Here is a 23,013-nt window from a genome sequence, read left to right on the forward strand (position 1 = left end):
TCTTTACTATGTATACCCGAAATTTTCCGCTTCAAGCCTAAAGGACGGGCGCATTTGATATAATGGAATGAACCAATGAATCAGAGGTGGCTTATGAGACTGACGATATTTGCAACGACAGACATACATGGCGCACTCTATCCGTACGACTATTTTGAAGGGGTGGATAAATCATCCAGCCTGCTCCATCTGTACTCCCACATCAGAAGATATGGGAAGGCCCACCCTGACGATATCGTTCTGACGGTGGATAACGGGGACATCCTGCAGGGGGATGTCTGGAGCGATTATGACTATAGGCACAGCGGAGGGGGAGCGCTGTTCGCACCAAGGATGATCAATGAAGTCTATGATGCCGTCGGGATCGGCAATCATGAATTCAACTTCGGCCTGGATTACCTTCTTACTACCTGCAAGCAGGTGGAGGCTGACATCATCAATGCGAATGTGGACTTCAGGGATCATCCATTGAAGGACTGCATCAAACCCTATGTGATTTTGGAGAAGGAGACATCCGAAGGGCCATTGAAGATAGGTTTCCTCAGTGTCGTCCCCACCCAGATCATGAAGTGGGATGCCTTCCATCTTGAGGGCAGGGTGGATGTCGAGGATATGCGTCTGACTGTGGAGGCGACCGCACGGGAGATGAAGGGGGCGGGCGCCGACATCATCATACTGCTGTCCCATTCCGGCATGAGCAAGGATCCGGAGCATATCAGAAGCTATGGTGAGAACCAGACATTCCTCATGACCATGATCCAGGATATAGACGGCATCGTATTCGGCCATACCCACGAGTTCTTCCCGGACCCCGATTTTGAACTCGAGGTGGATAACATCGACTTCAGGCGGGGTGCGGTCAACGGCAAGCCGATGGTGCAGCCCGGCGTCTCTGCAAGCCACCTCGGGCAGCTCACATTCGACCTTGAATATGAAGCAGGGTGGCGCATCAAATCCGCGGATGCGAACCTCATCGAGTCCCATGCGATCCAGATGGACGAATCGCTCAAATCACGCTATCTGCCGGAGCACCAGCAGGTACTCGATTATTTGTCGCAGCCGATCGGCCATATAGAAGAGACGTGGCATACCTATTTTTCCAGGGTAGTGCCCTCGAAGGCGGTGCAGGTGGTCGCAGAAGCGGGCAGAAAATATGCATTGGAACTCATGGACAGGGGTGAGGTCGAAACATTGCCGGTGCTCGGCTTCAATGCAGCAACCAAGGCAGGGCGGGACGGAGCCCATGACTTCACTGTGATCGAAGCGGGGGAGATCACCCTGTCCTCAGCCATCGACCTCTACAAGCACACCAATACGATGGTCCTCATAAAGGTCGACGGCAGCATACTGAAGGAGTGGCTGGAGTGGAGCGCTTCCCAGTTCAACGTGCCCGGGGAGGATAATGATCTGCTCAAGCCGAACAGTTCAAAGAACGGCTTTCCGAGCTATAACTTCGATACATTCTTCGACCTCGAGTATACATTCGACATTTCACAGCCGCCAAGGTACAGTGGAACGGCAAAAAAGCTCAATGATACGGAACGGGTCGTCGAAATGATGTATAATGGAAAACCTGTCCAGCCCGATGACTGCTTCATCGTGCCCGCGAACAACTACAGGGCCGCCTATACTGCATTCCTCAGAAAGGCGGAGGTCGTGCATGAATCGCAGAACAGCGTGCGGGATATCGTGACAGAGTATATGGGGACAGGCCCCGATTTTGAATATAAGAATCCGATGACCATCATTCCCGGGGGAAAATACAGAATGAAGACCGCCACGAAGGCGCAGGAATATATAGGAAAAGACAGCAATATGCGCCACCTGGAGACAATCGGGGACGGATTCAGCTGGTACGAAATCGATCTGACCAAGGAGGAAGGACATGACCCCAGTCAAGAAGAATGACTATTTGACCGCAACCGTTGAAGACTATACACATGAAGGGCAGGGCGTCGTCAAAGTGGACGGCTATCCGATCTTCATCCCCAATGTACTGAAGGGGGAGGAGATAGAGTTCAAGGTGCTGAAGGTAAACCAGAAATTCGGCTTCGGGAAAAGCGAGAAGCTGCTCGCTCCCGCCGCAAACCGCATCACCCCGCCATGCCCGTACTACTATGAATGCGGTGGCTGTCAGATTCAGCCGCTGAACTACGAAGAGCAGCAGGCATTCAAGAAGGGGACCGTGGATAACAGCATCAACCGCATGGGCAGGCTCGACCGCGAGACTATGGATGTCATGGCGATGGAGAACCCATTCAACTACCGCAACAAATCTCAGATTCCGGTCCAGTTCAAGGATGGCAGGATCGAGATGGGATTCTACCGCCCGCGCAGCCACAACATCGTAGATATCGAATACTGCCTCATCCAGAAGGACATCCACAACAAACTGATGCTTTTCATCAAGGAGCAGTTCAACCGGGAGCACGTATCCGTATATGACGAAGCACTGCATCAGGGGCTCATCCGCCACGTCGTCATCCGTTCGAACCACGATGACAGTGAAGTGCAGGTGGCCTTCGTCACCAACGGCAAGAAGAACATCTTCTCCAATATCATCAATGAGATGATCGAAGCCTTCCCGATGGTCACCAGTGTCGTCCAGAACATCAATGACCAGAAGACGAATGTCATTTTTGGGGACAAGACGATCACACTTCGCGGCAAAGACTATATCACCGACACACTGCTCGGCAAAGACTTCCGCATCCGCGCGAAATCCTTCTATCAGGTCAACCATGCCCAGACGGAGAAACTGTACCGGAAGGCCATCGAACTCGCCGACCTCAAGGGTGATGAAACCATCATCGATACGTACTGCGGCATCGGCACGATTGGTCTGTGCGCATCCGACAGTGCCAAGAAGATCATCGGCATCGAAGTCGTCCAGTCCGCAGTCGAAGACGCGAAGGAGAATGCGAAGCTCAACGGTGTGGACAATGCGGAGTACCACCTTGGCAAATCCGAGCAGGTCATGAAGAAGCTCGTCAGCGAGGGCGTCAATCCCGATGTCGTCTTCGTCGACCCGCCGAGAAAAGGGTGCCACCCAGAATTCCTGGAGTCGCTCGTCGAAGTGAAGCCCGAGAAAATCATCTATGTCTCCTGCAACCCGAGCACACTGCAGCGTGATTTGAAGTATCTGAACTCAGAAGGCTATGACATCAGCCCCGTCACACCTGTCGACATGTTCCCGCAGACGAATCATGTCGAGAGTGTGGTTATGTTGGAGAAGCAGTAACATCTGCCTGAAAATATTCCATATAGATCCTGGATGCGGGGAAGTACTCCTTCCCGTCTCCAGTTTTTTTTCGGAAGATTCAACTCTTGATATGGAAAGCTTAAGAGAGTAAAATTACTTATGTTCTTATAAGATGATGAATAATTGATGAGATATACCGTAATGAGAGGGATTGAATTTTGATATGAAAGATAATTTTTGGAAGGAACTGCCCCGTCCGTTCTTCGTGTTGGCGCCGATGGAGGAAGTGACGGATGTGGTCTTCCGTCATGTAGTGGCGGAAGCGGCACGTCCTGATGTGTTCTTCACGGAGTTCACGAATTCGGACAGCTACTGCCATCCGAAGGGCAGACAGAGTGTACAGGGCCGTCTGACCTTCACGGAAGATGAACAGCCGCTCGTGGCCCACATATGGGGGGATAAGCCTGAACATTTCCGCGAAATGAGCATCGGTATGGCTGAAGCGGGATTCAAGGGCATCGACCTCAATATGGGATGTCCTGTCCCGAACGTCGCTGGAGACGGCAAGGGCAGCGGACTCATCCAGCGTCCCGAAGTGGCGGCCGACCTCATCGAGGCGGCGAAGGCCGGCGGACTGCCGGTCAGTGTGAAGACGCGCCTCGGCTATACGGAGATTGATGAATGGAAGACATGGCTCAAGCATGTGCTGGAGCAGGATATTGCGAACCTGTCGATCCATCTGCGTACACGCAAGGAAATGAGCAAATACGATGCACACTGGGAACTGATTCCTGAAATCAAGCAGCTGAGGGATGAAATCGCTCCGGAGACGCTGCTGACGATCAATGGAGATATACCGGATTATGAGACGGGCATGGCACTTGCCGAGAAGTATGGTATTGATGGTGTCATGATCGGCCGCGGCATCTTCAAGAATCCGTTCGCTTTTGAGAAGGAACCAAAAGTCCACACCAGCCGGGAACTCCTCAATCTTCTGAGGTTGCATCTCGATCTGCATGACGAATATGCGCATCTCGGCCTCCGTAAATATACAGCGCTCCACCGCTTCTTCAAGATATACGTCAAAGGCTTCCGGGGTGCGAGTGCCCTCCGGAACGCACTGATGCAGACGAAGGAGACGGATGAGGCGCGTGCACTGATCGACCAGTTCGCGCAGAACCTGTCGGAAGAAGAGATGGAGACACAGCACTCGTGATGATGTGCTGTAGACATTAGAATGAATGATTACCGGAAGACTCAGGGCATCTGTCTTGAGTCTTTTTTGCATTCTAGGTGATTGATCAATGTCTGGTGTGCCATAAAGTTCGATTATTCGGTAGTAGGCTCTCGTAAGTGCTGGAAATGTGGTAAAATGTAAATAAAATGACAGGTGTTTATATTGTAAAAGACGGCCGACTTATCATAACGCGGTAAAGTGGCACATTACGGAAAAACTTTAGAATGAAGAAGAATATATATTGATAAGGATGATACTATGGCGATCAATTACTATCAATGTCCGGAATGTGAAGCACGGGAGACCCGGCGCATTTTAAGGGCGGATGCCCATTATGCGTCATATCAAAAATCGCGGATGCCCGACTATCGCTGCAACAGCTGTGGAAATGAATGGACGAAAGAGGACTCCATCGATTATTCATATAGGCGCATTAAAGTGCTCGAAGCAACGGTAGGCAGCTATTTCAGCGGTGATACGAAAGTGACCATCAATTTTGAAAGGAATCTTGTGAAGTGGGAGCATGGGCTCCTCACGCCGATGGAAATCCATTATGCAAGGTTCGAATCGTCAGAGATGGAGAGGATAAGAGATGAGTTGAAAGCGGTGAATCTCCTGAACTGGAAGCGGGACTATCATGATCCGTATATACTGGACGGCACGCAGTGGGAGATCGTCGTCCACAAAAGCGGACGGAATCTCTATAAGAGCGGGAGCAACATGTTTCCCGAAGAATGGGAAGCATTCTGCAGACTCGTAAAGAAGGTCAGTAGCAAGGAATTCAGCTGACGGCCAGGACGGAGGATTAGATGAGGATACGGAAGATTGCACCGGGCGAAGCGCCGCCCATGGCACTGCTGCTTTTGGCGGATCCGTCTGAGGAGGCTGCTCCAGGATGCGGTTGACCGCCATCGTGCCAAGGGGTGGCGTGAGCTTCACATCGGTACCGGCAATTCAGGCATCGGACAATTGGCGCTGTATCAGAAATGCGGTTTCAGGATTTATAGTGTCGTAAAGGACTTCTTCACGGACAAATACGAAGGGAAGATCCATGAAAACGGCATATGGTGCCGGGATATGATCCGGCTGGTGAAAGTGCTGTGATATGGAAGCGGGGGAATTCCGGTCAAGGAGCATCATATCTGATTACCAAACAGGGGGAATGGATCATGTCCAAAACGAAAATTTTGCTTGCTGGAATCGGAGGTCTTCCGGTTGTGCTGCTGGGTGGTGCCTTCGCCGCCAGGAAAAGGTTCAACAGGATGGTGGATGAGGAAGTGGAAGCACTTTTTGAAAAGGTGGAAAAAGATGTCCGGAAGATATCGGAAGCAGACCTCGAAGGGCTGCCTGATGCGGTCCGGAGATGGCTTGGAAATTCCGGCATCATGGATCGTGGGGATATAAAGGCGGTGCGGCTCAGGCAGAATGCAGAGATGCGGCTGGCTGAAGACAAGCCATGGATGCCTGTCCGGGCGGAACAGTATTTCATTCCCCACCAGCCGGGGTTCGTCTGGAAGGCGGATATCCGCATGGCGCCCTTCATCCACATTTCGGGGAGGGACAAGTATGATGATGCCCGGGGGAATATGCTGATCAAGGTGCTTTCCATGTTTACAGTCGCCGACTCGAGCGGCCCCGAAATCGATCAGGGGACGATGTTGAGGTACTTGGCGGAAACGATATGGTTTCCGAGTGCTGCGTTGAATGACTATATAATATGGAAACATATCGATGAAAACAATGCGGAGGCAACCATGACATATGGCGACGTTTCAGCAACAGGTGTGTTCACCTTCAACAGTGATGGAGATCCCACGCATTTCGAGGCGGAACGGTATGGGGAATTCGATGGTGAGACGCGTCTTGAGACATGGGCAATCCCTTTGAAGTCGTACAGGGAGTTTGAAGGGGTGAGGGTCCCGACTGAAGGTGAAGTGACCTGGAAACTGGATGCCGGAGACTTCAACTGGTTCAATTTCGAAGTGACGGAAATCGAGTACGATAGCCCCCACCCATATCAGTGAATTCAGGGAGCGCCTCTCTTTGACCCGCAAGACATAAATGTTATAGTATACTAATGAAATAGGATTAATAGAGAAGAGAGGTAGCATCCATATGGATAGGGTCGATAGTATTGTTGATGTGATAGGAAATACACCTGTAGTGAAATTGAATAGGCTGGTGCCTGAAGGGGCTGCGGATGTCTATGTGAAACTTGAAATGTTCAACCCCAGCAAAAGTGTGAAGGACCGTGCAGCATACAATATGCTGAGGCAGGCGGAAGCGGATGGCCTTGTCGAACCGGGCGGCACGATCATCGAGCCGACGAGCGGCAACACCGGGATCGGTCTGGCGATGAACGCAGCAGCCAAAGGCTACGAGGCGATATTCGTCCTGCCTGACAGCTCCACAAGCGAACGCATCAATCTGCTGAAGGCATATGGTGCAAAAGTGGTGCTGACGCCTGCAGATGAAAAGATGCCCGGATGCATCAGGAAGGCCAAGGAGCTCCAGGCGGAAATCCCGAACAGCTTCATCCCCCAGCAGTTTGAAAACTATGCGAACCCGGACATCCACCGTACGACGACGGCGGTCGAGATTCTGGAGGACTTCGACTATGATCTCGATGCGTTTGTGGCGACAGCGGGCACTGGCGGTACGATCACAGGCACCGGCGAGGTGCTCAAGCAGCATCTCAAGGATCTCCATATTGCCGTTGTGGAACCGCAGGGGTCCCCTGTACTCTCCGGGGGAGAGCCGGGCAAGCACAAGCTTGTGGGCACGAGTCCGGGATTCATCCCGAACATACTGAATACGGATGTATATGATGAGATCATCCAGATTGCCGACGAGGACGCGATCGACATGTTCCGCAGGCTGGCAACGGAAGAGGGCATCTTTGTAGGACCTTCTGCCGGCGCTTCCGTCTTTGCGGCAATCAGCGTGGCGAAGAAGCTTGGTGCAGGCAAGCGTGTTGTTGCGATTGCACCGGATACGGGCGAACGCTACATGAGCATGGGCTTGATAGAATAATGGAGACAGAGGCGATGGATTGGATTCCATCGCCTTTTTTCTGTATATTTACAGATGAATACAGTGATTGGATGGGGGATGCGATATGGATCAGATCATCAAGCTTGAGGATGTATCATGGAGAAGGGATGGCAAGGAAATCCTGAAGGATATAAATTGGGAAGTGAAGCCCGGAGAACATTGGGCGATCCTTGGTCTGAACGGCTCCGGAAAGACATCGTTATTGAATATCGTCACGGGCTACAACTATCCGACTGCCGGACGGGTCAAGGTGCTGGGGACTGAATTCGGCAAGGCAAGCCTGCCTGAGATGCGCAAAAAGATCGGTTTCGTGAGCAATGCGCTCGGCAGATTTGCACAGACACTGAACCGGGAGACGGCGGAGAACATCGTATTGAGCGGCAAGTTCGCCTCCTTCGGCATCTATCAGGATATTACGGAGGCGGAGGCACAGCGTGCGGCAAACATCTTGAAGGATCTCAGGCTGGAATACATAGCGGATCAGCGCTATTCGGTACTCTCACAGGGGGAGCAGAGAAGGACGCTTCTGGGGCGTGCCCTCATGAGCAATCCTGAGCTGCTGATCCTGGATGAACCGTGTGCCGGACTGGATGTGCTGGCACGAGAGGATGTGCTGGCTATGACGGAGCAGGTAGCCGAAGAGACACGGCCGCTGCTCTATGTCACCCATCATATAGAAGAGATTACGGAAGCCATCTCCCATGTGCTACTGATCCGGGACGGCCAGATCATCGCACAGGGACCGAAACAGGATGTCCTGACGGGCGAAAACCTGACCGAAACGTATAAGATTCCGATCAATCTGCATTGGGAAGGCGGCCGTCCATGGATGTCAGTGGAGCGGATGGCAAAGGAAAGTGGGGGCAGGACATGATTTCAGGACACCATCATATTTCGATGTTCACGAAGGACCTCAAGGAGAATAATCATTTCTATACCAGAGTGCTGGGTTTGCGACGGGTCAAAGTATCCGTAAACCAGAGTGATGTGAAGATGTATCACGTCTTCTATGGAGATGCTGAAGGCAGTCCGGGCAATGACCTGACATTCTTCGAGATGCCGAATATCGGCAGCACACACCGGGGCACCAATATGATCTCCGGCATCGGTCTTCTGGTGCCTTCCCATGACAGTCTGGAATATTGGGGCAGACGACTGGATTCCTATGATGTCGATCACGATGGCATCATCAGTTATGCCGGACGGGAAGCGCTGCGTTTCCGGGATCCGGATGGGCTCGTGCTCATTCTGCTCAATCATGAAAATAAGGATATTCCTGAGGGATGGCGCCCATGGGAGGAAAATGACATAGAGGATGAGCACTGCATCCTCGGCATGGGTACTGTGGAGATTACAGTGAAGGACAGGGATAGCCTCACATCACTGCTCCATACCATGTTCGGCTACACCATCGCCCAAGAAGACGAGGAGGAAACGCTGCTTGAAGCGATGGAAGGTGAAGCTTTCGGAGAAATCTTTATCCGGCACGGAGCGGGCGGCAGGGCGCGCGCAGGACGGGGAAGTGTCCATCATCTTGCGATTGAATCAAAGTCACGGCCTCTTGCCGAATGGGACCGTATACTGAAGGAAGCGGGCTATATGACGACCGGCGTCAAGGACCGGTATTATTTCGAGAGCCTGTACTTCAGGGAGGAGAATGGCATCATGTTTGAAATCGTCGGGCCCGATGAGCGGGGATTCACTGCAGACCGTGATTTTGAGGAACTGGGTGAAGGACTGGATCTTCCACCGTTTCTTGAAAACAGGCGTGATGAGATAGAAGCTGGATTGCGGCCGATTGAAGAGTGGACGTAAAAAGAGCGGAATATTTTCCGCTCTTTTTTACGACTTGATTTTGGTTTCATAGATCTGCTTGTCAGCCTCGCTGAAAACATTGAATATGACGGCATCGAAATGATGGTCGTGCGACTTGAGCCAGCTGCCGACGGTTTCAAGGGCGATTTCTGCCGCCCGCTGTTTCGGGAAACCGAATACGCCTGTGGAAATGGAAGGGAAGACGACTGTCCTGATATCCTCCATTTCGTCGGCAAGATCAAGAGCGGAACGGTAGCTTGAAGCGAGTGCCGCTTCGTGTGCCTCCGTCACGGTTTCGTTCCCGGTGAGGGCCGGTCCGACCGTATGGATCACATATCGGGCTGGCAGATGGTACCCGCGTGTGATTTTAGCATTGCCCGTCTCCTCATCCGATTTCTGTCGGTGGATGATTTCTGCACAATCATCCCGGAGCATTGGGCCGGCGCCTGAGTGGATGGCGTTGTCTATGCAGTCATGGAGAGGCTGCATACATCCAAGCAGCTTCTCATTCGCCGCATTTATAATCACATCTGCCTCGATGGATGTGATGTCACCTTGCCACAGGGCCATCCTGTCCGACCCGGATACATCCGTTTCTGGATACTCCTGGCTGATGACAGGCAGTTCGTGTGCTGCGACGGTCTGCTTTTCCCTCTTTTCAATCTGAAGCAGTGTGTCCAGCTTGAGCATCATTTCCTTATTGAGCGGCTTTGGCTGCCGGATGTTGAGAAGTGCCCGGATGAGGCGCCGTTTTGCTTCATAATCGTCAGGGATGTCGATGTCCTGGGTGCCCGCCTGCTCATTACGCAGAATCACCAGTACGTCATCCACCAGTGCCTCCCTATTCATCGTTTCATCAAGTTTCGGTTCGAATGGATCGTTCAATCTGATCGCATCCGCATATTCCTGTAGTCCGATGTTGGCCATTACAATCACCTCTTCATCCCATTTTGTCATGAAAATTCCCTGAATGCCATTTAGAGGTTTCAACTGTCCATCCATTATTTTCCGTTGTCTAGTATAATGATCTTTTCCAATGGGTATAGTGTCTATGAACATTCTCCCGTGTTTTATTTGATGGCAGTGATACTTATGGATTGGAGTGATGGGATGGGGACATTTTTGAAACTGGTGGTGATCGGTGCGATTTCGGGGATGGTGCTTGCCGCGGTGATGAAGGTCATCTGCAGGATTACGGGCAATAAAGCCGACATATTGCTGTATAACATGGATTATATTCCGATACTTAAGCAGTGGAGCGACAAAAAGATAACCGGCATACTATTCCACTATGGCACATGCATAGCGAGTGCAGTCGTGCTGTATTATCTGCTCATTCCATTCGGATGGGAGATGGAGATATGGCCGTATATCCTTGTATTTACTGTGGGCGGAGGCATCCTCTACTTCCTCAGTGCATTGACGGAGACGCCGCCGGCGCCGAACGACTTCATGGCGTGGTTCTACTGGACGCTCGGACACGGGGTATTCGGACTGTTTGTGGGCCTGCTGATCACTTTATGGATATAAAGCTTTTTCCATCTTGCGAAAACCGCATAATCTCTTTAGAATATTTGGAGCATTTGTGAATGCGCTCATGGATAATGTAGAATGGATATAAAGAGATAAGGATAGGAGATGCTGTTGTGTCCAATCAGGAATTCGAAACGCACAATGTAAAAATAGATAAGCTTGATAAGAAGGGGTCCGGCATGGGGCATGTCTGGCGCGATACCGGCGGCAGCAATCCTCGGAAACTGAAGCTGAACGTCCCCCAGACGCTCATCGGGGAGGAGGCGAAGGTCACCGTACCGAACCCCGACAGGAAGCTTGCCCGTGTACTGCCGGATGAAATCATCACCCAGCATCCGGAGCGTGTCGCACCGCCATGCCCGCATTTCGAGAAGTGCGGCGGATGTGTGTGGCAGCACTGGACATACGAAGGACAGCTCGCCTATAAGACAGGCGAAGTGAAATCATTCCTTGAGTCTGAAGGGTTCGACTCTGGTGTCGTGGCCGATGCGCTTGGCATGGAGACCCCATGGGAGTACCGCAACAAGATGGAATTCACTTTCGGCAGGGACGGAGCCCTCGGCCTGCATGAACTCGGGAATTTCCGCAATGTCATCGACCTCGACACGTGTCTGATCGCCGGTGATGAAATGGTCGAGGCGATGCTCGAAGTCTCCAATTGGGCCCGGGAACACGAACTCAGCGGATATGACAAGGATAAGCATGAGGGGCTGCTAAGAAATCTCATGACAAGACAGTCACAGAAGACCGGCGAACTGATGCTGGCGATTTTCTCAACCGGCACTCCGGAGGAGAACCAGGCAGCTGTGGATGACCTCGTCAGCCGGCTGACATCAAAGTTCGGTAACCTCAAGAGCCTGATGTGGATGGAGAACAGGGACTGGGCGGATATGGCGCAGTCGGAGAAGACGCATGTACTCCATGGCCGCGACTATATCAATGATGAAATGTATGGCTACAAATACAGGATCTGGTTCGATACCTTCTTCCAGACGAACCCGCTCCAGGCGGAGAAGCTCGTTGATCTGGCGATAGAGATGGCGGAAGTCACTGAAGATGAACGGATGATCGACCTCTTCTGCGGTGTCGGGACATTTTCACTGCCTTTTGCAGCCAGGGTCAAGGCAATTGCAGGCATCGAGATTGTAGAAACATCCATCGATTCTGCTAAAAGGAATGCCGAAGACAACGGCCTCGACAACACCTACTTCCTCGCCAAGGACGCAAGGCGCGGCATGGATGAAATCCTTGAAACATGGGGGAGGCCGGACCTGCTCATGCTGGATCCGCCGCGTTCCGGGGCAGGTGGAAAGGTCATGCGCCGAATCGGCCGGCTTGGGACCGACCGCGTCGTCTATGTATCCTGCAATCCGGAATCATTTGCCGATGACATCACATGGCTGAGGGAATATGGATATGAACTTGAGCGCGTACAGCCTGTAGACCTTTTTCCACATACGGTACACGTGGAGCTTGTCGCATTGCTGAGGAAAAAAGATTCAACATTATAGAGATATGCATGGGTGGGTGGAGAGATTATGGAGGAGGCAGTTATGAAGCAATATCAATTCAAGCTTTCCGTAGATTCAAACAGAAAATCGGTAGCGATAGAAAATGATCATAATGATCCAGTCGGTTATGTTGAAAAAGCAGCCTTGAGGAATTGTGAAAAGCGGAATACCTATTCATATACCTCCACTCAAGGGGAGTCACTGATACTGGGGTTGAAGAAGCGGAAATTCAGGGATATGAACATTTCAAAATATATCATCGTAGCAGATGACATCGAGCTTGTATTCAAGGAAAGGCCGGGGACCAGTCTGCTCCATTTCCGTGTCGATGGCCGGATTGACGATCAGTTCATGAGCATCGAGGAGAACTGGAGTGGGGATATGGAAGTCTACTTCCATGGATATCATATTGCGACGGTAAAGGAGGATGTTGCCAGTGGAGATACCCTCATTCTGGCGGACCCTCACCTGGATGACCACTCCCTCAAATTCGGCATTCTCGTCCTCATGTACTTCATGTTCAAAGTCTATAAACGGGAATCCTGGGATATTGCCAATCTGCTGGCATAGGGGGCGCCATGAACAGGCTTGAAAAATATCAGCCGCTGATTCTGCTCATTGCCATATTTATGGGAGTTACGATGGGCGGCGTCGACAGTGTCCAACAGCATGCCGGTGCCTTCATCGCTCCCTTCCTCATGCTCATGCTTTATGGATTGTTTCTGCTGATGCCATTGAAACGGATATTCACTTCATTCAAAAAGGTGAAGTTCGTGCTCGTTTCACTCGGCATCAATTTTTTATGGACGCCCGTCATTGCATATGCAATCGGCATGGTCTTCCTTTCAGAGCATCCATTGATATGGGTCGGGTTCGTCATGTTGACAGTGACCCCGTGCACCGACTGGTACCTTGTATTCACCGGCCTGGCGAAAGGGGATACGGTGCTGTCGGCGTCGCTGCTTCCGATCAATCTGATTCTGCAGCTGATCCTGCTGCCCGCCTATCTTTATCTGTTCTTCGGATTTGAACAGAGCACCGGACTGTCATTCCCGGGCATCATACAGAGTGTGCTGCTTGTGGTCGGCATCCCTTTTCTACTTGCACTGCTGACGAAGCGCTTCCTTCCTTCAGAAGGCAGAGTGGAGGGCTTCTTCGACACCTTCAATGTCATCTTTCTTGGACTTGCCGTGACCGCAATGTTCGCTTCCGAACGCGATACACTGCTTGAGAACTTTGATGTCGTCATTCTTCTGCTGCCGCCGTTGCTGCTGTTCTTCCTGATTACCTTCATAGTGGGGAAGGGGGCAGGCAGACTGTTCCGGTTCGGCAGGAAGGAATCCGTCAGTCTGATCATGATGACACTGGCACGCAATTCTCCGCTTGCACTCGCCATCGCCGTTACAGCATTTCCGGAGCAGCCGCTGATCGCCCTGTCCCTCGTCATCGGTCCCATCATCGAACTGCCGGTACTGGGTCTTGCTTCGAGAATACTGATCAGGCATAAATAAAAGGTAGAAAAAGAATTCCGAGTAGTCTAACGCAGACGAACCTTTGAATGTAGTAAAGTAGAGGAGGTGCTCATCATCAAGTGAATTGGTTTAACTATAATGTTACTAGGCGCATTGATGTATCGGACCTCTGTAGCCAATGGAGCAGAGACCTTTTGGACCAGTGTGTCCATGGTGCTACTGTTTATTGCTGCTTACATACTGGCTGTTGGAAGCATAAGAGATAAGCGAAAGAAATAAAATTAAGTTATTGTTTTATTACTTGATATTCAAAACATAAAAAACATCCAGTCTATTGACTGGATGTTTGCGTTGTGGTGCTGGATGGTCTGTACTGGGATCGAACCAGTGACCCCTTCGATGTCAACGAAGTGCTCTCCCGCTGAGCTAACAGACCCTACTTTTATTTATCCGTCGGGACCCTGAAACAATAATTTCAACACCTGATGTACAAGTGCCTGTCTGATGGATCACGATTTAAAAACTACATGTTCAAATTTACAATGTTATCCCGGAATTGTCAATAACCAAATGACGATTCCGGGAATTATTTTTTCCTTGGTGATATCAGACTTCTCTACGGCTATGAAGACCGTCATTTATTGTCTATTACTCCATCTCCTCATCTTTGTCATTTATTGCTTCAGTGGGCAGGCAATGCCATCAGGATGACGGCTGCTCAATATATGTTTATTGAAATATGATGAACGGAATTAGTTAAGATGCCATGTTTCATTGTTATATGTCGCTAAATTAGTTTACTTGTAAAATCAACTACCATAGCTTTTTCAGATAATTGCATATAATACATTGAAAGCGCTTTTAAATTATGCTATATTCTAAACATAATTAGTTTATCGTATAAATTAATTGTTTCTAAATTATGTCCAACGCAAAAAGGGGAGCAAAGATCATGGCGAGACCAAGAATTGAAGGTGAATTTTCAAGGGAGCAGTACCATACGGCGAAACTGTGGCAGATTGGTGCCTTTGCACTGAACAACACAGCGACGAACCTATTCCTATTCGGTATGGGGTTTGTCACATACTATGCGACGGGCGTTGCGGGGCTGACGGTGATGGTCGTCAGTACGATACTTGCACTCATGCGGGTGTTCGACAGCATCACCGATCCGCTGATCGGCTTCATCATCGATAAGACCGAGACGAAGTTCGGAAAATTCCGGCCAATCATGGTGTTTGGGAATGCAATACTCATTCTGACATTCCTGCTGATGTTCAATGTCATCCACCTGTTTCCGGAAAGTCTGCACCTCATCATATTCATCATACTGCAGTTCTTCTACATCATCGGCTATACGATGCAGACGACTGTCACCCGGGCAGCTCAGACGGTTCTGACGAATCATCCGAGACAGCGGCCGCTGTTTTCGATCTTTGATGCGATATTCTCGCTTTCACTATTCACATTCGGTCAGCTCTATGCCTCCCAGTACATGATCGGTAAATATGGAGATTTCACCGAAGCCTACTTCACGGAACTCTCCTTTACTTTTGCGGCCATCTCAGCACTCTTCACAGTGCTGGCGGTAGTGGCGATATGGGGGAAGGACAGGAAAGAATTCTATGGTATTGAAGATATCAATGTCAAGACGCGGTTCCGCGACTACTGGCCTGTACTGAAGCGCAACAGGGCGCTCCAGATGCTCGTCCTATCTGCTGCGACCGACAAGTTCGCAGCGATGTTCATGAACCAGCAGGTGGTGCAGGTCATGCTGTTCGGCATCCTGATGGGCAATTTCGCCCTGAGCGGACAATTCAGCCTGATCATCCTGATACCTAGCCTTTTCATCGTCTTCTTCGGTGTAAGATACGCCCAGAACCTTGGTCTCAGACGTGCATTGATTCTTTTCTCCTATATCGGGACAATCTCCTTCACGCTGCTATTCGTACTGATGGTCCTTTTCGATACGGAACGCTTTGCGCTCGGCAACTGGGGAATCCTGTCCATAACGTTCCTGGTCCTGTATTCCATTGGGCGCTCCGTCAGCACCCTGACGCCGTCCATCGTCATACCGATGATTGCCGATGTCTCGGACTATGAGACTTATGAGTCCGGGAGGTATATCCCAGGCATGATTGCAGCACTTTTCTCCTTCGTCGATAAGCTGGTTTCGAGTACAGCACCATTCGTTGTTGGTGTGCTCGTGGCCATGATTGGATTTGGAGATGAGTTTCCGACGGTCAACGATGAACTGACGACAGGACTGTTGTGGGTGTCCCTCATGACAGCACTCGGCTTCCCGATACTTGGTTGGATCATATCCATCATAGCAATGCGCTTCTATCCATTGACGAAGGAAAAGATGGCGGAGATCCAGACCGAACTCAACAACACGAAGAACTTCATCTTGGATGAGCGGGATCGGAAACTGGCAGAACAGCAAGCAGCTGATGAAGAAGGAAAAGGTGACGGAAAGTAGGCGATGTTTCAGAGCAGCCTATAGTCTGAAGAAAGTTTAAAGATAAACCAACAATTAAAAATGAGGAGAGATATTGATGCTTTATCCAATAACCACTGAAACGAGAAACCTGATCGATTTGTCTGGGGTATGGAACTTCAAACTGGATGACGGCCAAGGACACGAAGAAAAATGGTATGCTGGAAAACTCGATACGAAGGATCATATGGCTGTACCTGCTTCATACAATGATGCGGCAGTATATGAGAAGGCGAGGAACCATGTAGGCACGGTCTGGTACGAAAAGGAATTCACACTGCCGAAACATATCCTTGAAGAGCAGATCATACTGCGCTTCGGTTCAGTGACGCATAACGCGGAAGTGTATCTCAATGGTGAAAAGATCACCGAACACAAGGGTGGTTTCCTGCCATTCGAAGTGAAGATCAACGACCATCTTAAAAATGGAAAGAACAGGGTGACGGTTGCAGTGGACAACATCCTCGATGAATCCACACTGCCGGTCGGCATGTACAAGGAAGAGACCGTAAACGGCCGTACCAAGAAGTATAACGATCCGAACTTCGACTTCTTCAACTATGCCGGCATCCACCGTCCAGTCAAGATATATACGGTGCCGGAAGTCCATGTCACTGATCTGACAGTGTCCCCGGTGAATGAGGGTGGCAACTATGCTTTCGACTATGAAGTGGAAACAAGCGGTGAAGCAGAAAAGGTTGAAGTCGTCGTACAGGACGAAGACGGCAATATAGTGTATGAAGGTGAAGGAAAGACCGGCAAGGCCGCCATCGAGGAGCCTAGGCTCTGGGAACCGATGGACAGCTACCTGTACGATTTCAACGTCTATCTCAAAGATGGTTCCGGAGAAGTGGTGGATCATTATGTGCTGCCTGCCGGCATCAGAACAGTCGAAGTGGCAGAAGGCCAGTTCAGGATAAATGACAAGCCATTCTACTTCAAAGGCTTCGGCAAGCACGAGGATACGTATATCCACGGACGGGGATTCAATGAAGCGGCAAACATTCTCGACTTCAATCTGATGAAGTGGATCGGCGCCAATTCGTTCAGGACGGCCCACTACCCATACTCTGAAGAAATGATGCGCCTTGCCGACAAGGAAGGATTCGTCGTCATCGATGAAACGCCGGCTGTCGGTGTGCATCTCAACTTCATGGCCACAATGTTCGGGCCGGGTGAGAAACGCAACACATGGCAGGAGATCCGGACGATGGACCACCACAGGGAAGTCATCAAAGATCTCGTGAAGCGCGACAAGAACCATGCTTCCGTCGTGATGTGGAGCATTGCGAATGAACCTGCTTCTGAAGAAGAAGGTGCCTATGACTACTTCAAACCGCTTTATGACCTGACGAAGGAATGTGACCCGCAGAAACGTCCAGCGACAGTGGTCACACACCTCATGGCGACTCCTGAGAAGGAACAGGTCGCAGATCTTGTCGATGTCCTTGCGATGAACAGATATTATGGCTGGTATACACAAAGTGGTGACCTGGAAGATGCCAAAATCGCATTGGAGAATGAATTCCAGCACTATGCGGAATCCCATCCGGATAAACCGATCATCATGACGGAATACGGGGCGGATACGGTGGCCGGCTTCCACGCCGTCGACCCGATCATGTTCACGGAGGAGTACCAGAAGCTCTTCCTTGAAGCCAACCACGAAATCTTCGATAAGACGAAGAACTTCGTCGGAGAACATATCTGGAACTTTGCAGATTTCGAAACAAGCCAGGGTGTCATCAGGGTCCAGGGCAATAAGAAAGGCATATTCACCAGGGACCGCAAGCCTAAGATGGCGGCCCACTATATGAAAGAAAGATGGGAAAGCATCCCACACTACAACTATAAAAAATAGCGGCTGAGTGAGGCGTATGATCTGAAAACTGGTCATACGCTTTTTAGTATCAAATTCTATCCCCCTCTGGGTTCCTCCCGTGGTATAGTAGCTGATATAAACACACGGATTAGAGGGATTTTATGGATTTGCTTTTTCTAGTATTATCATTTCTCGCTGCACTGGCGGCTGTAGTCGTCTTTGGTGTAGGCCTGTTCAGATATGTCGGACAGGGGAAGTATAGGCAGGCATGGCAGATGTCGTTCATGATGATGACGATCGCCTCTGTGCTTGCGCTCATGGCAACCCTGATGGGTGCCGGTATGAGTTTGGGGGCGGGACTCATGGTGATGGGCATATACCTCCTTTTGACTGCAGCGGGCATTCTATTAGTGTACATCGTCAAAAAAGCTAAAAATGACAATGCCCAGGGATATGTGAGGTATGCTGCCATCACGCTGCTTGCTGGGCTGGCAGTTATGATTATCCCGCTCTTCATGATGGACGACGCTGATGATCCAGTGCGGGAGATCAATGAAACATTCGGTTCGGAAGAGAAGTCTGAAGAGGCTGGAGAAAGGATTCCGGTGGAGGTGGCGTCATTCGTCGACGGTGATACGACGAAGTTCCATTTCGAGGGGGAGGCAGCCTCCTTCAGATATCTGCTCATCGACACACCTGAAACGAACCATCCGAGAATCGGGGAGCAGCCCCTGGGCAAGGAAGCATCAGCCCGGACGAAGGAGCTCCTGGAGGAAGCCGAAGAAATCGAAGTTGAGTTCGATGTGGGCCCGAGGCAGGATCATTACGAGAGGTATCTGGCATACGTCTATGCAGACGGTGAGATGGTCAATGAAATTCTTGTCAGGGAAGGTCTCGCACAGGTCAAATATGTCAATCCGCCGAATACGACCCACCTGGACCGACTGGAAGAAGCGGAGCAGGAAGCTGAAGCGGAAGGGTTGGGGATATGGTCCCTAGATCAGCCGTATGACTCTGAGGGAGAAGAAGATGGGGCGGAATCGGACGCCGGAAATGAGGAATTCCAAAACTGCGCTGAGCTGAGGGAGGTATATCCGGAAGGTGTCCCTGAAGGCCATCCCGCCTATACCCTTCAGATGGATGGGGACCGGGATGGCATGGCTTGCGAATGACGTGAATCTGTTTGTTTGATAGTTGGGCGAAAGTTCCATACAATGTAGGTAGACTATAAAAGGAGTTGAGCTTTTGATGAAACCTTTGTATGAGGTAACGATGATCAACACAGGCGGTAGGGACGGCGAAGTCCACAGTGAAGACAAATCGTTTTCAATGAACGTCAAGCAGCCGAAGCAGATGTCTGGAGAAGACACTAAGGAAACGAACCCAGAACAGCTTTTCGCAGCAGCCTACAGTGCCTGCTTCAATAGTGCGCTGGATGGTGTGCTGAAAAAGGCGAAAGAGGAAAATACCGACCGTGTAGTCAACGCAACGGCAAGACTCTTGAAGGACGAATCGGACGGCGGCTTCAAACTTTCTGCAGCAATCGAAGTGGAATTCGATGGTGTGGCAGAGGATAAGGCCCAGCAATATGTTGAAGATGCACACAAACTGTGTCCTTACTCCAAGATGGCACGTGATGGCATCGATGTGGAACTGAAGGGTACAACGAAATAGCACGGAATAGAAGAATGGGAGGCCCTTCGGGCTTCCCATTTTTTATTGGAAAAGATGGTACAATTGTACTGGTCCATTCAATGGCGGGCCTAAAGATTCCGTCAAAAGAGGAGGAAACCGTATGATATATTTTTTGAGCGTCCTTTACATAGCAGGTATACTGATTTCTACATATCTCCTGGCACGGAAGGAGGCACCACGGACGAGGTGGGGAATCCTCGGATATTTCGGCTTCATCACGATAGGCTTCCTCATCAGCCTGATCCTGATCGGCCTCCTCGATGTCAGTGGAGAGTCCGCCCGTCGGATACTGGTATTCGCCTATCTCTATGTCATACCCTTCATGATGCTGATCGGCTACAAGCTGTTGGGCTTCATAAAAGTGTATCAGAGGTGGCAGATGATCATACTCGGCATTGTGGGACTTTTCAACTTGATGATATTCGGCTATCTGCTGTTGTTCATCTTCACGATACTATTCTATTACCTGGTATAGGCGCGAAAAAGAGGCATCCATATGGATGCCTCTTTTTTAAATCATGAGGGCGATCATCGCAATCAGTATGCCGGTCAGGCCCATCCTGAGCGAGAAGCCCATATTCATTTTCGTGATCCTGTAAGGGTTGATGCCCATGCTCTGGGCGGTCATGGTCGCATTGATGCCGTACGGTGCGGCAGCGGATATCCCCATGCCGCAGACGACCATCACGATGCCGATGGAAAGCACATTCTCAGGGTTCATTACCGGAACGAGCACTTCCGCCAGTATGGCGAGTGTGGCCACTGGATGGACACCGAACATGGCGAGCCCATAGATGACCAGCATGATGAGCAGGAGAATCAGTATAAGGAATGAGTCGACATAGCCGAAAACCTGCTGCATCACTCCAGGGACACTGCTGCTGTTGAATCCGCCCGAAAAGATGCCGAGTGACAGGAAGAGCACCGAAAAGTTCTGGAGGTGATTGTTGTGGTTCTTCCATGTCTCCCAGCCGGTCCGGAGGAATATCGGAAACCGCTTCATGATGAACGCCGTGGCAAAGGAGAATGGGATGATGATCAGTGCGACGGTCATGACGAAGCCGAGGTCGGAATTCATATTGAAGACCATCACGATGCTGAGGAAACTGATCAGCAGGATGACCATCTTTATGATCGATTGGCCGAGTGCCCGACGGTCTATTTCATTGAAAGGCGCATCGAGTGTGATGTCGTTGAACTCACGTTTCGTCAGAAAGACTTCTGTCAGGCCGACGATTATCGATGTCACCAGCAGCCAGGGCAGGAGGGTGAAGTAGGAGACACCCGTCGAGTCGACCGTCAGGCCGACGATGACTTCAAGCGGACTCCATATGACTGCAAGCGCAAATGCCCGGAGGGTGGATTTGATGATGAATTCATTCCTGAATCCGACCGACGTCTTCCTGAACAGCTCCCGGAGCACCTGCTGGATGATGTATATGGCCGACAGGTTCAAAAAAACCGCCAGGAAATAGGAGGTGACGACGCTTCTGCCATAGATGTTCTCGACCCTGTTCGCCCGGTCCTGAATCATCTCCGTAATGCTTTCATCAAGCCCCCCCACCTTTACAACGGTACCGATCCATGGCAGTGTGCTGAAGAACAGCAGAAGCGGGAGATTGCTTGTAGTATTGCTGATGATCGTGCCTATATTTCCTCCTGAGGTGAGGGTGAAGAGAGCCCCTGCAATGATGAAGAGGCCGCCAATCAGCTTGAACAGTCTTGTGCTGAAGACCCAGGAGATGATCAGCACACCGATCGCCAAGTAGTCGACGAGGGTCCCAAGCACCCCGATGTCACTGAAGAAATAGATCAGGAATAGGATGAACAGAACAGCATATATGTAGAAGAAGTTCCTAAGTATGGTCTGATTGTATAGGATATTCAATGTAATACCTGCTTTCACGATAAATATGCATCAGATGGAGCTTGTGGGTATATTCATTTATTATATGATAGATAAGGACGCTTTGCCAAAGCTATTTGATTATTCCCACAAATTGAATGGCAATAGAAAAAAGGCAGATGTGTTCTGCCTTCAGATATAAGAGTAGTCACCTATGTCGAGTATCGTTTCTTCACCGCTGAGGTGGCTGGCGACTTCATGCCCGACGAATGGGCTTGCGGTCAGGCCGGTCGCCCCCATGCCGTTGATGACGAAGACATCTTCTTCCACCTGTCCAAGGAAAGGGAGGAAGTCCCGTGTATAGGGCTTCAGCCCCACCATCATTTTGACATCCTCGATTTCGGAGTCGGGGAAGTAGCGGTGTGCGAGTCCCCGCAGATATTCATGGTTTTCCGCTGAAGGTTCTGCTGAAAAACTTTCTGTATCTTCATGTGTCGTCCCGATGGCATACTGGTTCAAGCCCATCTCTACGATATAGATTGGCCCCAGGGCCATGACGACGGGGGCGTGGTCCTCATTCCGTCCATCCTTGAGCCTGAAATGCAGCACTTCGGACCGCTGGTGGCGGATTTTCGGATCGGTATCCTGTTCGATGCCCCATGCACCTGTCGCATAGATGACGGTGCCTTCAGCCGTCTCGGCATCAAAATCTGCAGTGATCCATTCGCCGCCATGTTTCAGGAATCCGGCCTTCAGTGCCTTGAGCAGGCTGGCCCCCTTCACCTGGCCTCCGCCTTCGACGAATACACCAGGGTAGAGTCCCGTCAGGTCCGGATGCATCTGTTTCACTTCTTCACGGGAGACCATGCGGACTTCCCCCATCTCCGGTGCATCGGGCTTTTTTGCACTTATCCTGTCGAAGGCCAGGCTTTGTATATGGTCATCCTTGAACAGGCTGATCGAGCCCTCACGCCGGTAACCGGTGTCGAGCCCCGTCTCCTCCTGGAGCCGGGCGATGAAGTCAGGATAGTATTTGGCACTTTCCTTGACCAGGCGGTACCATTTTTTATTCCTCCTCTGGCTGACCCAGGGGCATATGATTCCGGCGGAGGCGTCTGTCGCCTGACCGGTATCGGCACGGTCGTAGACTGTCACCTGATGCCCCTTCCGGGCGAGATGATAGGCTGTCGAAGCACCCGCGATGCCGCCGCCGACGATTGTAAAACTTGCCATTTGATCCACTCCTATCGCTTGTTTTGGATGCAATCATTTATAGGATAGTCTAACATTATTTGCTCCGGTTGTGTTACAGTGCTTTTGAAAGGG

The 23,013-nt window shown here is 50.7% G+C and carries 21 protein-coding genes and 1 tRNA gene; 18 read left to right on the forward strand and 4 right to left on the reverse strand.

Features of this window, described 5'->3' with window-relative positions; all coding sequences use genetic code 11:
- Positions 1-93 precede the first annotated feature (93 nt).
- The 9 genes from LLU09_RS10625 to LLU09_RS10665 all read left to right on the forward strand — a co-directional run bounded on the left by LLU09_RS10625 (position 94) and on the right by LLU09_RS10665 (position 9,308).
- Positions 94-1,908, forward strand: coding sequence for a 5'-nucleotidase C-terminal domain-containing protein (locus LLU09_RS10625; RefSeq protein ID WP_228311719.1), 1,815 nt, complete (start codon positions 94-96; stop codon positions 1,906-1,908).
- Positions 1,886-3,241, forward strand: a complete 1,356-nt coding sequence (gene rlmD, locus LLU09_RS10630) for a 23S rRNA (uracil(1939)-C(5))-methyltransferase RlmD (RefSeq protein ID WP_228311720.1) — start codon at positions 1,886-1,888, stop codon at positions 3,239-3,241. Before LLU09_RS10625 ends, rlmD (LLU09_RS10630) begins: the two co-directional genes overlap by 23 nt.
- A gap of 184 nt (positions 3,242-3,425) precedes the next feature.
- The gene (locus tag LLU09_RS10635) at positions 3,426-4,418 is read left to right on the forward strand and encodes a tRNA dihydrouridine synthase (protein WP_228311721.1); all 993 of its coding nucleotides are present in this window, start codon (positions 3,426-3,428) and stop codon (positions 4,416-4,418) included.
- 279 nt (positions 4,419-4,697) lie between these two features.
- A complete protein-coding gene (locus LLU09_RS10640; RefSeq protein ID WP_228311722.1) occupies positions 4,698-5,228 on the forward strand; it encodes a hypothetical protein in 531 nt (176 codons plus the stop codon).
- A 36-nt stretch (positions 5,229-5,264) separates the two neighbouring features.
- Positions 5,265-5,543, forward strand: coding sequence for an N-acetyltransferase (locus LLU09_RS10645; RefSeq protein WP_370632505.1), 279 nt, complete (start codon positions 5,265-5,267; stop codon positions 5,541-5,543).
- A gap of 65 nt (positions 5,544-5,608) precedes the next feature.
- Positions 5,609-6,463 carry a DUF6544 family protein gene (locus LLU09_RS10650; RefSeq protein ID WP_228311723.1) on the forward strand — a complete coding sequence of 285 codons (855 nt, stop codon included), beginning with the start codon at positions 5,609-5,611 and terminating at the stop codon, positions 6,461-6,463.
- Between the two features lie 91 nt (positions 6,464-6,554).
- Positions 6,555-7,472 carry a cysteine synthase A gene (gene cysK, locus LLU09_RS10655; protein WP_040106403.1) on the forward strand — a complete coding sequence of 306 codons (918 nt, stop codon included), beginning with the start codon at positions 6,555-6,557 and terminating at the stop codon, positions 7,470-7,472.
- Positions 7,473-7,557: 85 nt separating this feature from the next.
- Complete coding sequence (locus LLU09_RS10660) at positions 7,558-8,367, forward strand: ABC transporter ATP-binding protein (protein ID WP_228311724.1); 810 nt, start codon at positions 7,558-7,560, stop codon at positions 8,365-8,367.
- Positions 8,364-9,308 (forward strand): VOC family protein, encoded by a 945-nt coding sequence (locus LLU09_RS10665; protein ID WP_228311763.1) that lies wholly within the window; start codon positions 8,364-8,366, stop codon positions 9,306-9,308. Before LLU09_RS10660 ends, LLU09_RS10665 begins: the two co-directional genes overlap by 4 nt.
- Before the next feature lie 27 nt (positions 9,309-9,335).
- On the opposite strand, the gene LLU09_RS10670 is transcribed toward LLU09_RS10665, so the two are convergent.
- Entirely contained in the window at positions 9,336-10,265 is a 930-nt protein-coding gene (locus tag LLU09_RS10670) for a protein-ADP-ribose hydrolase (RefSeq protein ID WP_228311725.1), read from the reverse strand.
- A gap of 120 nt (positions 10,266-10,385) precedes the next feature.
- On the opposite strand from LLU09_RS10670, the gene LLU09_RS10675 reads away from it, so the two are divergent.
- The 4 genes from LLU09_RS10675 (at position 10,386) to LLU09_RS10690 (ending at position 13,863) form a co-directional block, all read left to right on the forward strand.
- Positions 10,386-10,838 carry a hypothetical protein gene (locus LLU09_RS10675; RefSeq protein WP_228311726.1) on the forward strand — a complete coding sequence of 151 codons (453 nt, stop codon included), beginning with the start codon at positions 10,386-10,388 and terminating at the stop codon, positions 10,836-10,838.
- A 116-nt stretch (positions 10,839-10,954) separates the two neighbouring features.
- On the forward strand, positions 10,955-12,352 hold the full coding sequence (rlmD, locus tag LLU09_RS10680) for a 23S rRNA (uracil(1939)-C(5))-methyltransferase RlmD (RefSeq protein WP_228311727.1): 1,398 nt from the start codon (positions 10,955-10,957) through the stop codon (positions 12,350-12,352).
- 42 nt (positions 12,353-12,394) lie between these two features.
- Entirely contained in the window at positions 12,395-12,922 is a 528-nt protein-coding gene (locus LLU09_RS10685) for a hypothetical protein (RefSeq protein WP_228311728.1), read from the forward strand.
- Between the two features lie 8 nt (positions 12,923-12,930).
- Positions 12,931-13,863, forward strand: a complete 933-nt coding sequence (locus tag LLU09_RS10690) for an arsenic resistance protein (protein WP_228311729.1) — start codon at positions 12,931-12,933, stop codon at positions 13,861-13,863.
- 325 nt (positions 13,864-14,188) lie between these two features.
- On the opposite strand, the gene LLU09_RS10695 is transcribed toward LLU09_RS10690, so the two are convergent.
- Positions 14,189-14,260, reverse strand: a tRNA-Val gene (locus tag LLU09_RS10695).
- A 516-nt stretch (positions 14,261-14,776) separates the two neighbouring features.
- Here LLU09_RS10695 and LLU09_RS10700 point away from each other — a divergent pair.
- The 5 genes from LLU09_RS10700 to LLU09_RS10720 all read left to right on the forward strand — a co-directional run bounded on the left by LLU09_RS10700 (position 14,777) and on the right by LLU09_RS10720 (position 20,316).
- Positions 14,777-16,306 (forward strand): MFS transporter, encoded by a 1,530-nt coding sequence (locus LLU09_RS10700; RefSeq protein WP_228311730.1) that lies wholly within the window; start codon positions 14,777-14,779, stop codon positions 16,304-16,306.
- Positions 16,307-16,382: 76 nt separating this feature from the next.
- Entirely contained in the window at positions 16,383-18,185 is a 1,803-nt protein-coding gene (gene uidA / locus LLU09_RS10705; RefSeq protein ID WP_228311731.1) for a beta-glucuronidase, read from the forward strand.
- Between the two features lie 122 nt (positions 18,186-18,307).
- A complete protein-coding gene (locus tag LLU09_RS10710) occupies positions 18,308-19,318 on the forward strand; it encodes a thermonuclease family protein (RefSeq protein WP_228311732.1) in 1,011 nt (336 codons plus the stop codon).
- A 76-nt stretch (positions 19,319-19,394) separates the two neighbouring features.
- Positions 19,395-19,820: an Ohr family peroxiredoxin gene (locus LLU09_RS10715; protein ID WP_040106385.1), complete on the forward strand. Its 426-nt coding sequence runs from the start codon at positions 19,395-19,397 to the stop codon at positions 19,818-19,820.
- 121 nt (positions 19,821-19,941) lie between these two features.
- Positions 19,942-20,316 (forward strand): hypothetical protein, encoded by a 375-nt coding sequence (locus tag LLU09_RS10720; protein WP_228311733.1) that lies wholly within the window; start codon positions 19,942-19,944, stop codon positions 20,314-20,316.
- A 36-nt stretch (positions 20,317-20,352) separates the two neighbouring features.
- On the opposite strand, the gene LLU09_RS10725 is transcribed toward LLU09_RS10720, so the two are convergent.
- Together LLU09_RS10725 and LLU09_RS10730 are read right to left on the reverse strand one after the other, a co-directional pair.
- Positions 20,353-21,729, reverse strand: a complete 1,377-nt coding sequence (locus tag LLU09_RS10725; protein WP_228311734.1) for a hypothetical protein — start codon at positions 21,727-21,729, stop codon at positions 20,353-20,355.
- Between the two features lie 150 nt (positions 21,730-21,879).
- On the reverse strand, positions 21,880-22,920 hold the full coding sequence (locus LLU09_RS10730; protein WP_228311735.1) for an NAD(P)/FAD-dependent oxidoreductase: 1,041 nt from the start codon (positions 22,918-22,920) through the stop codon (positions 21,880-21,882).
- Positions 22,921-23,013 lie beyond the last annotated feature (93 nt).

This window comes from Salinicoccus sp. RF5, assembly GCF_020786625.1.
In the GTDB taxonomy this organism is placed as follows: Bacteria; Bacillota; Bacilli; order Staphylococcales; family Salinicoccaceae; genus Salinicoccus.